The sequence below is a fragment of the Companilactobacillus nuruki genome, from assembly GCF_002872255.1.
GTDB classification, from domain to species: domain Bacteria; phylum Bacillota; class Bacilli; order Lactobacillales; family Lactobacillaceae; genus Companilactobacillus; species Companilactobacillus nuruki.
This window is the reverse complement of sequence record NZ_NIPR01000021.1, coordinates 17,995-30,776: the sequence shown is the minus strand read 5'-3', so window position 1 is coordinate 30,776 and position 12,782 is coordinate 17,995. Positions and strand designations below refer to the sequence as shown.

The 12,782-nt window shown below is 33.7% G+C and carries 15 protein-coding genes and 1 riboswitch; of the genes, 4 read left to right on the top strand and 11 right to left on the bottom strand.

The features are described from left to right. Positions 1 to 13: 13 nt before the first annotated feature. From CBP76_RS06735 to CBP76_RS06685, 11 genes are all read right to left on the bottom strand, one after another. Entirely contained in the window at positions 14 to 289 is a 276-nt protein-coding gene (locus CBP76_RS06735; RefSeq protein WP_010019909.1) for an HU family DNA-binding protein, read from the bottom strand. Between the two features lie 186 nt (positions 290 to 475). Beyond that, a complete protein-coding gene (gene der, locus CBP76_RS06730) occupies positions 476 to 1,789 on the bottom strand; it encodes a ribosome biogenesis GTPase Der (protein WP_102196168.1) in 1,314 nt (437 codons plus the stop codon). A 15-nt stretch (positions 1,790 to 1,804) separates the two neighbouring features. After that, the gene (gene cmk / locus CBP76_RS06725; protein WP_102196167.1) at positions 1,805 to 2,464 is read right to left on the bottom strand and encodes a (d)CMP kinase; all 660 of its coding nucleotides are present in this window, start codon (positions 2,462 to 2,464) and stop codon (positions 1,805 to 1,807) included. A 59-nt stretch (positions 2,465 to 2,523) separates the two neighbouring features. Next, on the bottom strand, positions 2,524 to 3,633 hold the full coding sequence (locus tag CBP76_RS06720) for a LysM peptidoglycan-binding domain-containing protein (protein ID WP_102196166.1): 1,110 nt from the start codon (positions 3,631 to 3,633) through the stop codon (positions 2,524 to 2,526). An 82-nt stretch (positions 3,634 to 3,715) separates the two neighbouring features. Next, on the bottom strand, positions 3,716 to 4,267 hold the full coding sequence (locus CBP76_RS06715; RefSeq protein WP_102196165.1) for an ECF transporter S component: 552 nt from the start codon (positions 4,265 to 4,267) through the stop codon (positions 3,716 to 3,718). Between the two features lie 68 nt (positions 4,268 to 4,335). After that, a riboswitch (FMN riboswitch) is annotated at positions 4,336 to 4,458 on the bottom strand. A 460-nt stretch (positions 4,459 to 4,918) separates the two neighbouring features. Beyond that, entirely contained in the window at positions 4,919 to 5,638 is a 720-nt protein-coding gene (locus tag CBP76_RS06710) for a pseudouridine synthase (protein WP_102196164.1), read from the bottom strand. Beyond that, positions 5,625 to 6,170: an SMC-Scp complex subunit ScpB gene (gene scpB / locus CBP76_RS06705; protein WP_245865655.1), complete on the bottom strand. Its 546-nt coding sequence runs from the start codon at positions 6,168 to 6,170 to the stop codon at positions 5,625 to 5,627. Before scpB ends, CBP76_RS06710 begins: the two co-directional genes overlap by 14 nt. A gap of 2 nt (positions 6,171 to 6,172) precedes the next feature. After that, positions 6,173 to 6,895: a segregation and condensation protein A gene (locus tag CBP76_RS06700; RefSeq protein ID WP_102196163.1), complete on the bottom strand. Its 723-nt coding sequence runs from the start codon at positions 6,893 to 6,895 to the stop codon at positions 6,173 to 6,175. After that, positions 6,895 to 7,281: a RibT protein gene (locus CBP76_RS06695; protein ID WP_102196162.1), complete on the bottom strand. Its 387-nt coding sequence runs from the start codon at positions 7,279 to 7,281 to the stop codon at positions 6,895 to 6,897. Before CBP76_RS06695 ends, CBP76_RS06700 begins: the two co-directional genes overlap by 1 nt. 10 nt (positions 7,282 to 7,291) lie before the next feature. After that, positions 7,292 to 8,212: a site-specific tyrosine recombinase XerD gene (gene xerD, locus CBP76_RS06690; protein ID WP_174683321.1), complete on the bottom strand. Its 921-nt coding sequence runs from the start codon at positions 8,210 to 8,212 to the stop codon at positions 7,292 to 7,294. A gap of 12 nt (positions 8,213 to 8,224) precedes the next feature. Further along, the gene (locus CBP76_RS06685; protein ID WP_102196161.1) at positions 8,225 to 9,094 is read right to left on the bottom strand and encodes a CvfB family protein; all 870 of its coding nucleotides are present in this window, start codon (positions 9,092 to 9,094) and stop codon (positions 8,225 to 8,227) included. A 316-nt stretch (positions 9,095 to 9,410) separates the two neighbouring features. Here CBP76_RS06685 and CBP76_RS06680 point away from each other — a divergent pair, with 316 nt between their 5' ends. From CBP76_RS06680 to CBP76_RS06665, 4 genes are read left to right on the top strand one after another with little or no spacing between them, the layout of a single operon-like run. Continuing rightward, on the top strand, positions 9,411 to 10,283 hold the full coding sequence (locus CBP76_RS06680; protein WP_102196160.1) for an ABC transporter ATP-binding protein: 873 nt from the start codon (positions 9,411 to 9,413) through the stop codon (positions 10,281 to 10,283). Then, entirely contained in the window at positions 10,276 to 11,037 is a 762-nt protein-coding gene (locus CBP76_RS06675; RefSeq protein ID WP_102196159.1) for an ABC transporter permease, read from the top strand. The genes CBP76_RS06680 and CBP76_RS06675 overlap by 8 nt, the downstream gene beginning before the upstream one ends. Then, entirely contained in the window at positions 11,034 to 12,152 is a 1,119-nt protein-coding gene (locus CBP76_RS06670; protein WP_102196158.1) for a sensor histidine kinase, read from the top strand. The genes CBP76_RS06675 and CBP76_RS06670 overlap by 4 nt, the downstream gene beginning before the upstream one ends. Before the next feature lie 2 nt (positions 12,153 to 12,154). Beyond that, the gene (locus CBP76_RS06665) at positions 12,155 to 12,763 is read left to right on the top strand and encodes a response regulator transcription factor (protein ID WP_102196157.1); all 609 of its coding nucleotides are present in this window, start codon (positions 12,155 to 12,157) and stop codon (positions 12,761 to 12,763) included. The last annotated feature ends 19 nt before the right edge of the window (positions 12,764 to 12,782 follow it).

Sequence of the window (12,782 nt, the reverse complement as noted above, 5' to 3'; positions counted from 1 at the left end):
TATAAAAATTCAATTATTTAACTGAATCCTTCAAAGCTTTACCTGGTTTAAATGCAGGTACTTTGCTTGCTGGAATCTTAATTTCTTCGCCAGTTTGTGGGTTACGACCCTTACGAGCAGCACGTTGACGAACTTCGAAGTTACCAAAGCCGATCAATTGAACTTTGTTTCCTTCTGATAAGTTTTCTTGGATTGTTTCGAAGACTGCATCAACAGCTGATGTTGCATCCTTCTTTGTCAAACCAGTTTTACTAGCTACACTATCAATAAGTTCAGCTTTATTTGCCATATGTGAATACCTCCGGAAATTTGTAAAAATTTTAGAACACATGAACTTTTATTAATGCGTTCATTATTCTATTTACAAAATTACCATAGCAATGCCGATGTGGCAAGCATTTACGCCATTTTTTAATATAAATCTTATAAAATATAATTATATTTATAAAAACGGATAAAATAGCCACTTTATATGCTATTTTCGCTTCCTTGGTAAAATCTTAATAGGTGTTCCTTCAAAGTCAAAAGTTTCTCTCAATTGATTTTTCAAAAATCTTTCGTAAGAGAAATGCAACAATTCTGTTTCATTAACAAAAACTACAAATGTTGGTGGTTGAATTGCAACCTGAGTCATGTAGTAGATACGTAATCTCTTTCCATTAACTAATGGTGTCGGTGCAATTGACGTAGCACGCAACAATAAATCATTCAGAACAGATGATTGTATACGACGATCACGGTTTGCATATACACGTTCAACCAATTCTGGGATTTGATCTAATCTCTGACCTTTAGTAGCTGATGTAAATAGAATTGGAGCATAAGCCAAATATTGAAACTCAGTTCTTATTTGATTTTCAAAGTCCTTCATGGTATTAGTATCTTTTTTCAAAGTATCCCATTTATTAACAACAATAATAACACCCTTACCAGCATTATGTGCATATCCAGCTACACGTTTATCTTGTTCTCGAATCCCTTCTTCGGCATTCAAAACAACACAAACAACATCTGATTTATCGATAGCACTCAACGCACGCAAGACCGAATACTTTTCAGTATTCTCATAAACCTTGCCTCGTTTTCTAATACCAGCTGTATCAATCATTGTAAAATCTTTATCTAGTTTCTCATCATGATACTTTGTATCAATAGCATCACGAGTAGTACCTTGCATATCCGAAACAATAACCCGCTCATCGCCCAAAATGGCGTTAACTAATGATGACTTTCCCACATTAGGGCGTCCAATGAAACTAAATTTAATGGTTTCATCTTCTTCAGCTTTATCATCACTTGGAAATGCCTTAACAATCTCATCCAAAAGATCACCCAAACCAGTACCTTGAGAACCAGATATTGGATTGGGATCTCCTAACCCTAGTGAATAAAAATCGTAGATACTCTCACGTTGTTCAGGATTATCAGCTTTATTTACTGCCAAAATAATCGGCTTTTTAGTGCGGTAAAGAATCTTTGCTACATCCTCATCCTCTTTAGTAACACCATTCTGACCATTGGTAATAAAGACAATAACATCAGCCTCATCAATCGCAATTTCAGCTTGATTCTTAATTTGAACAGACATCTTTTCTCCGCTCATTTCAATACCACCAGTATCAATTAAGCGAAATTCTTTCCCTAGCCAACTTGCTCGTGAATAAATACGATCACGGGTAACACCAGGTGTATCTTCAACAATCGAAAGTCTTTCATTAATAATTCGATTAAAAATCGTAGATTTCCCAACATTGGGGCGTCCTACTAACGCAACTACTGGAACAGACATATTTTGCCTCCCTGCTTATTTGTGTTCATTAACTATCTCAGTTACTCGATCAACAACTTGTTCAATAGTCATATCTGACGTATCAACCTCAATTGCATCATCGGCTTTTTTCAAAGGCGATATTTCCCGATGTGAATCTTTGTAATCTCTTGCGGCAATCTCATCTTGTAGTTCTTTTAGAGGCGTATTGATACCACGCTCAACATTCTCTTTAAAACGCCTTTGAGCACGAACTTCGACACTCGCAATGAGGAATATCTTTACCTCAGCATTAGGCAAAACGGTTGTCCCAATATCACGACCATCCATAACAATATTAATATCATTTGCCATATCTCTTTGCATTTGAACCAATTCAGTTCTAACTTCCTTGATAGCAGAGACTTGTGAGACGTTGTTAGTAATTTCTTCAGTTCTGATTGCATCGGAAACATCTTCATCATCTAATAAGACATGTTGTCCATCATCTTTATTTAAAAAATGAATTTTATGTTCTGACATTAATTTTAAAATATTGAGAGTATCACCATAACCCACATTATTCCTTTTTGCAAGTAAAGTTACCGTACGATACATTGCCCCTGTATCACAATATACAAAATTCAAATTCTTTGCAATTAGTTTAGCAATTGTACTTTTTCCCGCTGAAGCCGGGCCATCTATCGCAATTTGCATTGATTTCTCTCCTTAATAAAAGGGCCCAGACAAAATTGTCAGAGACCCTCCAATTATAATTATTTAACTCTTAGTGTAGTACCTGGTGTTAAGGTTCCAACATTACCATTCAAACTCTTCAATTGAGCAGTTGTTAAATTGTTATTATAAGCAATTCTGAACCAGTTATCACCGGCTTTAACCGTATAATATGATTCGCTTGAACTGTTGTCAGTTGAATTTGATGAATTATCTGTTGCTCCATTTGATGCTTGTTGATCAGTTTGTTGTGTATTATTACTTGCAGTTGACTGACTATTATTTGTACTATTAGAAGCATTGTTATCAGAAGCAGCGGTATTGCTGTTTGTATCACTGTTATTCGTATTGGCAGAAGCATTAGAATTACTACTATCAGTCTTCTTTGCTTTAGTTGTTGTCTTAGCAGTTGTCGACTTTTTAGCGGTAGATTTCTTCGCTGATTTCTTGGCAGCACTCTTTTTCCTCTTAGTTGATTTATCTTTATTCTCAACTGATTTGGCTGATTGAGAACTATCCAAATCACCGCTACCACTGCCCTTGACAGCATTTATTACAACAGGTGTGAACATGATGACAATCAGTGCAATAACTAAAGTAACTACTAAAGTATGATTTCCACGTTGTTTTTCTTTAGAAACCTTACGTGAAACATGTCCCTCATCATCAGTATCAGAATCAAAACTCTTTTCCCAAGGCTTAACATCTTCAGCCTTCGATTGAGATTCCTCAGTTGCTGATGATGTGTCATCTTTAACTGATTCTTCATCATGTTTTATATCTTGATCTGGTTGAACTGGTGTAATTGGTGGTGTTGCCACAAAATTAGTATCTTTGACATCACTATTCTCAGACTCCGATTCACCAGATTGCTTAGCTTCGCTTAAATGATTGTTGCTTTCTTCAGATTGAAGATGATCCTCTGATTGAGGTGCTTGAGTATTAAGATTATCAGCACTTGCTTCAGATTCAGAAACATCATTAGAAGTTTGATCATCAGAAACAGTATCATTTATTGGTGTTGTATTATCATCACCTTTAATTAGATGATATTTCTTCAAATCCTCAAGACTGACTGATCCTTCTAGTCCTTGAGTGGATTTAGGAACAAAGGAATCGCCAGATGTATTGTTTTTATCATTATCGGCCATTAAAAACCAACCTCCTAATTTCTATCTCTTAAAGCATATCATAAAAGTTTAAATTTTTTCTTTAAAGATTTATAAAGTTTAACTATTTAATCAAAAAATGTCCTTTAATACGTGGATAAACGATCATTACGGCCGCAGAAATGATCAACGCTTTAATAATATTGAAAGGAATTACCCCAGTTGCCACATATTGAGCCAAACTCATATTCAGTTTCATCCCCATTACACTCATATATAAAGGCATGATTACAAAATAATTTAAAATTGACATTACTACTGTCATAACAATTGTTCCAATTATTACTGCAGAAATCTTTTTATTTTTTGTCCAAAAATGATTAAAGGGTAACAATAATGCTACTGAACCAACAAACGCTGCTCCATTACCAATTAATCCTCCAATTCCACTGCCTGTCACCAATACATGAACCATTGACTTTATTAATGCAATTAATGTACCCCCAACTGGTCCATATGCAAAAGTACCAATCAACGTAACGACATCGCTTAAATCTACTTTTAAAAAAGGCATCCACAATAAGACTGGGAACTCAAAGAACATTAAAATTGTCCCTAATGCCGCAAAAATTGCTACTCCAATAAACTCTTGAAACTTGACCGTACTATTTCCCATAAAATCAACCTCTTCCAATTGATTTCCAAAGAAAAAGGCCTGTTTTGGGCACACCAAAACAGACCTTACTCTGTTTTCTTCCATCTAGACTTTAACTATCGGTATGGGATACTAAGACCCATTCAACCAACTTGCGTTGGGTCGCGGACTACACCGCCGGTCGGGAATCTCACCCTGCCCTGAAAACCAATTTATTTTTATGACTTTAATATAACAGAGTCATTGTTACAGTTCAACTACAGAGTTTTCATAGGGAGTATTTCTTTTGGTTATTGATACTGTTTATCTTGATCATTTAATAATTCAGAGCAATTAAAATAACATTTATTTTATCATCAATATATCATTTTAAAAAATTAGTAAACCATTCCGTATTTTTCTATATAATAAAGACATTGATCTTTCTACTGTATCCAAACCGAGGTGATTTTTTATGTTTAAATTTATTGGTATAGCATTGATTATTTTAGCTATCTTTGGATTTGTTGGCTTTATTAGTAACTCAAAAGCATCAGGACAGAGACTGACACTTAAAAGGCCACTCGTTTTCTTGATAATCCTATTGATTGGTCTATATTTGCTCTTTTTATACTAACCGTTAATACCAACCTACAAAAAATCACCAAAAACCGTGAAGGTTTTGGTGATTTTTTATTTCTTCTTCAACTCAGCAACCTCTTGACGAGTCAAGTCTCGATATTGGCCAGATACTAGTCCATTCAAAGTTAGAAAATCATAACTCTCACGAGACAATTTCTCTACCTTATGTCCAACTGCATCAAACATATTCTTAACTTGATGATTATGTCCTTCATGAATCACAATTCTAACAATTGTTGAATTCTTCTTTTTATCCTTAGACATAACTTTAACTTTGGCTTTTGATGTTGTATATCCTTTTAGTTTAATACCATTTTCTAACTTCTTAATCTCTTCTGTTGAAAGAAAACCTTCAACTTTTGCAATATAGGCTTTTTCAACATGATATCTAGGATGCATCAAATGATTGGCAAATTCTCCATCATTGGTTAATAGCAACAAACCAGACGTATCATAATCAAGTCTACCGATCGGATAGATTCGTTCATCAACATCTTCTTCCAATAAATCAGTGACAACTTTACGTCCCTTATCATCTTTAACTGCTGAAATAACTCCACGAGGCTTATACATCAAAATGTAACGCTTTTTCTCTTCCTCTAGTGGCATCCCATCGACTTCAATTTTGTCGCGATTATCAACCTTTATACCCATCTCAGTCACTGTCTTGCCATTGACCTTAACATGTCCTTTAGCAATCAATTCTTCCGACTTACGACGTGATGCAACTCCCGCTTCAGCCATAAACTTTTGTAATCTAACTTTCTCCATCTATATCTCCCATATCTGAAACATCTTCAAAATTTTCTATTTCTGGTAATTCTTCTAAACTTTTAATTCCAAAATAATCAAAAAACTCATCGGTTACAACATAAAGATTTGGGTGTCCTGGAACATCCTTTTTACCATTTTCTTTAATCAATTTACGCATCAATAAAGTATTCAAACTACCTGAACTTTGAACTCCACGAATTTCATCAATCTCAATTCGTGTAATCGGCTGTCTATAAGCAATGATCGACAATACTTCCAAAGCAGCCTGACTAAGTTTACTACCTAAACCTGATTTAAAATACTTTGTTAATAATTCACTGAATTCACTCTTAGTAATCAATTTGTATAAAGAATTATATTCCGCTAATTGAATACCAGAATCGGCATCCGTTATTAACTTAACTTTTAATTCTTCAATATTTTGTCTCAATGCAGCACTATCTATCTCTAACAGCTCAGCTAAATCTTTTTCTTTGATACCTTGATCTCCAGCCACAAATAATAATGCCATTATTTTCGCTTGATACACATTTAATTCCTCAATTCAATAAATAATTCACTCTTAAAATCTGATTGTTGAAGTGAAATGATCTGTTTTCTAGCCAATTCCAAAATAGCCATAAAATCAGTGACTATTTCCTCAACACTATTATTTAATTTTAAAAGTGCTTTAAAAGTGGTCTTCTTGACTGATTTTAATTCACTCATAATATTATCAGTTGCATCCTCAATCGAAAGTGTTTCATTTTCAATTGTCTCTGTTTCTGGTTGTCGATTCTTTCTGCTACGTAATAATTCTGTATAGGTTGAGGCCAAATCATCCAAAAGAACTGACCCTGGTTCCAAAAATTGTTCCAATTGTTGTGTTGGTACACTAACTTCTTTATCAAAAAATTGTTTCCTAGTTTGTTCTTTTTCTTCAAAATAAGCTGCTACTCTTTTATAAGTTTGATAAGTCAGCAATTGAGAAACTAATTGGTCACGCGGGTCTTCTTCAAAATCATCCTCAATTTCATCTGGTGCTTGAGGTAAAAGCATTTTACTCTTAATAGACATCAATGTTGAGGCCATGACCAAATAGTCGCCAGCAATATCCAATTCCAAAACCTTCATACTTTTTAGATAATCCAAATACTGCTGTGTAATTTGTGCAATCGGGATATCATAAATATCTACTTTGGACTCCCTGATCAAATGTAGCAACAAATCAATTGGTCCCTCAAAATCGGTTAAAACTAAATTCAATTTTTGCATTAATTTGTTTCTTTCATATCTTTTTCAAGTTTTTTCTTATTCTTATTCCACTGTTGTATTTGTTGACTCAAATTAAAATTCCCTAACATTACTAGTTTAGGAAATTTTTGACTTATATCATCAAAAATTTTAAACACATTGCTTTGAGAACGATACGAAGGGTTTAACGAAATATACTCAATAAAAACGGTTTTTCCGGAAAAGGACAATGCCACGATACCAGAATAATCTTCAATATTACTCTTCCAAAGATACAACTGACGATTCTCATCTTCTGAATAAAGTTTCAATTCTTGTTCCATATTATCTAAATCTTTTAAATCATTAATATAAGATAAAAAGCCCATAGCTATTTTTTTATTTTCATCGCTATATTTATTAAGCATTCAAATCCTCCTAAGCTCGTGGAAATGATTCATTATAGACTTGCTTCATTCGTGTCTTATTAACATGGGTATAAATTTGAGTGGTTGAAATGTCTGAATGACCCAACAATTCTTGAACCACTCTCAAATCGGCTCCATTTTCCAATAGATTCGTGGCAAATGAATGACGTAATGTATGTGGCGTTACATCTTTTTTTATACCAACTTGAGCAATATATTTCTTAATCATTCGCCAAATGGACTGCCGTGTTAATTTTTTACCACGAAAGTTTAAAAAAACTTCCTTTTGTTGACCATATTTCTCTATCAAATGATCTCTAGTCTCTAAGAAATACTTTTTCAGCCATTTAACCGCGGTATCGCTAATTGGCAACAATCTTTCCTTATCGCCCTTACCAAGAGTCTTGATCAGCCCCAAATCCAAATGCAAGTCATCCATATTTAAGTTAACTAATTCGCTTACTCGTAATCCAGTTGCATACATTACCTCAAAAATAGTTCGATCCCTTACCCCTAAAGGAGTAGAAATATCTGGTGATTCGATCAATGAATTAACCTCATCCATTGATAAAACAACTGGTAAATGAGTACCTTTTTTAGGAGCGTCCAACTCGTTCATTGGATTAGCATGAATCTTATCGACTAATTCCATCCACTGATAAAATTTTCTTAATGATGAAAACATCCGCATTTGTGATGTCTTAGATTTACCCTGCTTGTCTTGATTAGCAAAAAACTGCGTTACTACAAAATGGTCCTCCGGATAAGATTTAATTGACTTACCTTCTAAAAAACTACTGAATTCCAATAAATCTTGTTGATATGAAACAATTGTATTTTTTGACAAACCCCGATCTAATCTCAAATAACGAGCATAATCAGCAATTGTATCAATCATTTCTTGATTTTTGATAGATAATTTATCACTCATAAATTATCACCTCTATTTGAGATAGGTATAACCATCTTTTTGTTCAATTTTTCCTTGTTTCATTAAATTACCCAAGGCACGTTTGAAACTCCCCTTACTAATACCAAAATATTCTTTGATATCATCAGGATCAGATTTATCTGTATAAGGCATCTTCTTATCTCGAGAATGTTCCAATACCGCAACAATCATCTGAGCATCAGGTGTAATCTCCTCATAAGCTCGTGGCTTCATAGATAAATTCAAGCGGCGATGGCTTGAACCAATTACTCGCGCTTTAATATGTTGTCCGATATGCAATGGTTGGCCTTGTTCATCAGTATAGATAAAAGCCATATAATAACTATCAGTCATAACAAAAGCACCTGATTCTCTAATAGCAATCACCGTACCTTCTTCATCTTTGTTCATCAAACTCTTTAAATCAGAATCAGGGCTACGGGCAATCTGTGTATATAATTCAATATCAGCCAATTTTCCCCATAAACGGCCTTTATGATCGATTTCTAATTTTACCATGACGCTGTCGCCTTTTTTAGGCCATTCATTGTGTTCCAAAGGTAAATCATCCAATGAAACAACAATATCCTTGTCATCCAAACCAACATTAACAAAAACACCTAGGTCAGTTCTAACCTCGGTTACTTCAGCAAAGTCCCAAACTCCTTCAGTAACAAATGGTAAAACCGTCGTCATTTTATTCTTATGAGCCTGATTTTCATATACAAAACCAGCAACTTCATCACCAAGTTCTGGTATCTCTGTTAACTCATTTAGATCTAAAGCAAACGTGTATCCTTCGATTTGAACAAATGCTTCTTCCTTATTAAGGTCAGTAACTGTTCCAGACAATACTTGACCATACATCTCTGTTATTTCCATTTTTCACCATACTCTTTTGTATTTACTTAGCATTAACCATTTTACCTTATTTCAAGGTTACATAAAACTTTTTTCGTTTAATTAATAAAAAAAGTTTTTTAACTACAATTGACGATATTTTCATTTTAATAAAAAGCCATTGATCATAACATAATTTAGTAATTAGGCTTGTATTTGATTTTATGTTTTCGTAAAACATTTAATACTACTAAATTAAAATGACATTTGTCATATAAAGTAGTGACATCCCTTACTACCGCTGTATAGCTAATTTTTCTAAAATAAAGTTAATCAATAGAAATCGAGGTCAAAGAATATGACTATTTTAGAAATCCAACACGTGAATAAAACTTTTGGTAAAAGAGTTGTTTTAAACGATATCAGTCTTCAAATAGAATCATCATCGATTATTGCCTTAGTCGGTGCTAACGGCGCTGGAAAAACCACTTTAATTAATATTATTTTAAATTTAATCCCTAAGGATTCCGGCCAAGTAACATTCTTAACTAAGAATAATTGGAAACAAATTACTGGTGTGATGATGCAAGATAATATTGCATTACATAGAATTACCATTAAAGAAATCATCAATCTAACCCGAAGTTATTTTAACCATCCTCTTTCTTACGAAGAACTTTTGAGTGTCTCTGGTTTAGAAGATCATCAAAATAGTTTAATGACTGGCCTTTCTGGTGGTCAGAAACGTCGATTAACCTTCGCACTAGCTTTGGCAGGTGATCCGAAAGTACTCTTTCTAGATGAACCCACAGTTGGTATGGACAGTAATTCTCGAAATGCTTTTTGGCAAGAGATAGATCATTTGAAAAAATCTGGGAAAACCATTTTTGTTACTAGCCATTACTTAGAGGAATTGGAAAATATTGCCGATCGTTTTTTAATTCTTCAAAATTCAATTATTGCTTTCGATGGCACCATCAAACAGCTTCGTAGTCGTGAAGGTCAAAGTTTAATCGAATTTGACAGTGAATTAAATCAAATGGATTTTAAAGGCTTGCAAGATATTGTTTCACTCAATGTAGTCGGACATCACTTTCAAATCATTACTAATGATGTCAATCAACTACTCGCTGAATTAACACCATATCTAAAAGCCATTGATAATTTACAAATAAAGCAAGCGACTCTAGATACGCTATTACTTAACTATAAGGAGAACACTCATGAATAAATTTATTTTTCAAACTAAAATTAACTTTAAACGAATAGTTTTTAGAAATAAGAGTTTTTTCTTTTTCGACATGTTGCTTCCTATCGTTTTCTATGTTTTATACACTAAGATTCTTGTGACCGGCATTCCCGCTAGTTATCTGAAAGTTTGGAATGAAGATTACTTAGTTAGCATGATGATCTACGCTTGCATGCTAGGCGGTATTATTACTACAGCCAATACATTATTAGAAGACCAAATGTCTAATTTCAAATTATTTGTTACTTTAAGTCCTCTTTCTAACCTGCAATACTATACTTCCATGGCAATTGTCCTAGTCACATTGAATTTAGTCTCTTCCATTGCTATCACTGTTGTGGCAATAATCGTTAATCATGTTACACTTTCAATTGGATTACTAATCGCACTAATTTTGGTTAACCTTTTAGGTACTACGTTATTAATTCTAATTGGCGTTTTGATTTCCTTTGTTAAAAAAGCCAGTACAGTTAATTTATTAACCAATTTGATCGTATTTCCTTTAGCCATTATCAGTGGTTTATGGTGGCCTATCAAACTCATGCCTACTTGGCTTCAAAGTATCGGTAAATTAATGCCAACTTATCAATTATCGGTCATTGACAAAAACGTTCTACATCAGACCCCTCAGCACATTGGTTCCTTTATCAACTTATTCATTTGGTTTGTCATCATCTTGGCTATACTATTATTAGCAAGCAAAATTCAAAAACGAAAAGGAATTGTTACTCAATGAAAACTTTCGTCCAAAAACATATTTTGTTCCCAAAAAGACTGGGCTTTATGCCCTATTTTTGGGTTTTTTCGTTATTTCTTATGGCTGGTCAACTTCTAGCTCAAGAGCCACATTTTAATTGGTTACATTTAATTTTGATAATTATCTTTCTTAAATTCTATCATGATGGTTACTGGATCAATCAATATTTATGGTTAGATATTTTTGTACAACTAGCCATTGCTATTTATTTTACGGTTACATTTCCTGATGGTGGTGGTACATTCTTTATTTATACAGCTTGGGAAATCGGTTCATTACCATTAAAGTCAAAAAAGTTCTTTCAATATTATTTTATTTTTCTAATAGCTTCATTGGGCTGTATTGCCACCTTTGTTATTTTCAATCCATTGATGGATAAATATGGAATTTTCGGCATGATCATTACTTTGACCTTTACAATTGGCTCACCACTTGCTGCCAGATCTGTAGCTAATAGTTATCGCCGTAGCTTTCAAACCAGACAGAATAATAAACGTCTGGAATCCATTATTAAACAAAATGAACGCGATAGAATTGCCAAAGATCTCCATGATAATATAGGTCAATCATTCTCAATCATCACTCTTAAGGCAGAGTTGGCTTCCAAATTAATTGACAAAGACCCTCAAAAAGCTCAACAACAATTACAAGATATTTCTAAAACCTCTCGTGAAGATTTAAATTTGGTTCGTAAAATAGTTGCTGATCTTAATGAAAAAACCATCGCCAGCGCTATGATCGAAGAAGAAAATAATTTACAATTAGCTGGCATACATCAAAATTCAATCAATGAAGAAATATCAACAAATTGGCCTAAATCAATCCAACATGTTCTAGCAGCAGTCATTAAAGAGGCCTCTACAAATGTCATCAGATATAGCAAGGCTAATACAATGAAACTTACTTTTGAAGAGGATCAAGATAATTATTTATTAGAAATTAAAGACGATGGGATTGGTTTTCAAAAATCAGACAATCACCAAACGTTTGGTCTAGTTGGTATGAGGACACGACTGAATGCAATTAATGGTAAAATTGAAATAGAATCTAATCACGGTGTATCGTTAAAAATATCTGTTCCTAAAAAGGAGTAATCATGACATCCATTTATATTGCTGAAGATCAAGAAATGCTTAATTCTGCCCTTTCTGCAATTCTCAACTTAGAGGACGACTTTACAATTATTGGTAATGCAACTGATGGTCAGACGGCTCTCAGAGAAGTAATCTCTTTGAAGCCTGATATAGCCATTTTAGATATCGAAATGCCTAAAATGAGTGGTTTAGAGGTTGCTGGGGAACTCCGTCTAATAAAACAAGATTTAAAAATTATTATTCTTACAACTTTTGCGCGTAAAACGTATTTTGAATCAGCCGTTATTGCCCAAGTAAATGCTTATTTATTAAAAGACAGTCCAACAGATAAACTGGTTGAGACCATTCATAAGATTTTAGATGGGCAAACCATTTATGATGCTAATTTAGTTTCAACCATCCTAACCTCCGTCAAGAATCCTTTAACCCCACAAGAATTAAAAATTATGAGAGAATTTGCTCAAGGTAAATCGACTCAAGAGATTGCCGATGCTGTATTTCTTTCTAATGGTACCGTTAGAAATTATATTTCTTCGATTCTTAGCAAAACCGGAACCCATTCTCGGATCGAGGCCCTAAATGTAGCTCAGAAAAATAATTGGATCGATTGATTCTTTTTTATTTTCAATT

Bases quoted from the DNA above. Each gene is read 5' to 3' on its own strand.
- CBP76_RS06735 (WP_010019909.1), bottom strand. From the start codon at position 289: ATGGCAAATAAAGCTGAACTTATTGATAGTGTAGCTAGTAAAACTGGT.
- der (WP_102196168.1), bottom strand. From the start codon at position 1,789: ATGTCTGTTCCAGTAGTTGCGTTAGTAGGACGCCCCAATGTTGGGAAA.
- cmk (WP_102196167.1), bottom strand. From the start codon at position 2,464: ATGCAAATTGCGATAGATGGCCCGGCTTCAGCGGGAAAAAGTACAATT.
- CBP76_RS06720 (WP_102196166.1), bottom strand. From the start codon at position 3,633: ATGGCCGATAATGATAAAAACAATACATCTGGCGATTCCTTTGTTCCT.
- CBP76_RS06715 (WP_102196165.1), bottom strand. From the start codon at position 4,267: ATGGGAAATAGTACGGTCAAGTTTCAAGAGTTTATTGGAGTAGCAATT.
- CBP76_RS06710 (WP_102196164.1), bottom strand. From the start codon at position 5,638: ATGGAGAAAGTTAGATTACAAAAGTTTATGGCTGAAGCGGGAGTTGCA.
- CBP76_RS06700 (WP_102196163.1), bottom strand. From the start codon at position 6,895: ATGCAAAAATTGAATTTAGTTTTAACCGATTTTGAGGGACCAATTGAT.
- CBP76_RS06695 (WP_102196162.1), bottom strand. From the start codon at position 7,281: ATGCTTAATAAATATAGCGATGAAAATAAAAAAATAGCTATGGGCTTT.
- xerD (WP_174683321.1), bottom strand. From the start codon at position 8,212: ATGAGTGATAAATTATCTATCAAAAATCAAGAAATGATTGATACAATT.
- CBP76_RS06685 (WP_102196161.1), bottom strand. From the start codon at position 9,094: ATGGAAATAACAGAGATGTATGGTCAAGTATTGTCTGGAACAGTTACT.
- CBP76_RS06680 (WP_102196160.1), top strand. From the start codon at position 9,411: ATGACTATTTTAGAAATCCAACACGTGAATAAAACTTTTGGTAAAAGA.
- CBP76_RS06675 (WP_102196159.1), top strand. From the start codon at position 10,276: ATGAATAAATTTATTTTTCAAACTAAAATTAACTTTAAACGAATAGTT.
- CBP76_RS06670 (WP_102196158.1), top strand. From the start codon at position 11,034: ATGAAAACTTTCGTCCAAAAACATATTTTGTTCCCAAAAAGACTGGGC.
- CBP76_RS06665 (WP_102196157.1), top strand. From the start codon at position 12,155: ATGACATCCATTTATATTGCTGAAGATCAAGAAATGCTTAATTCTGCC.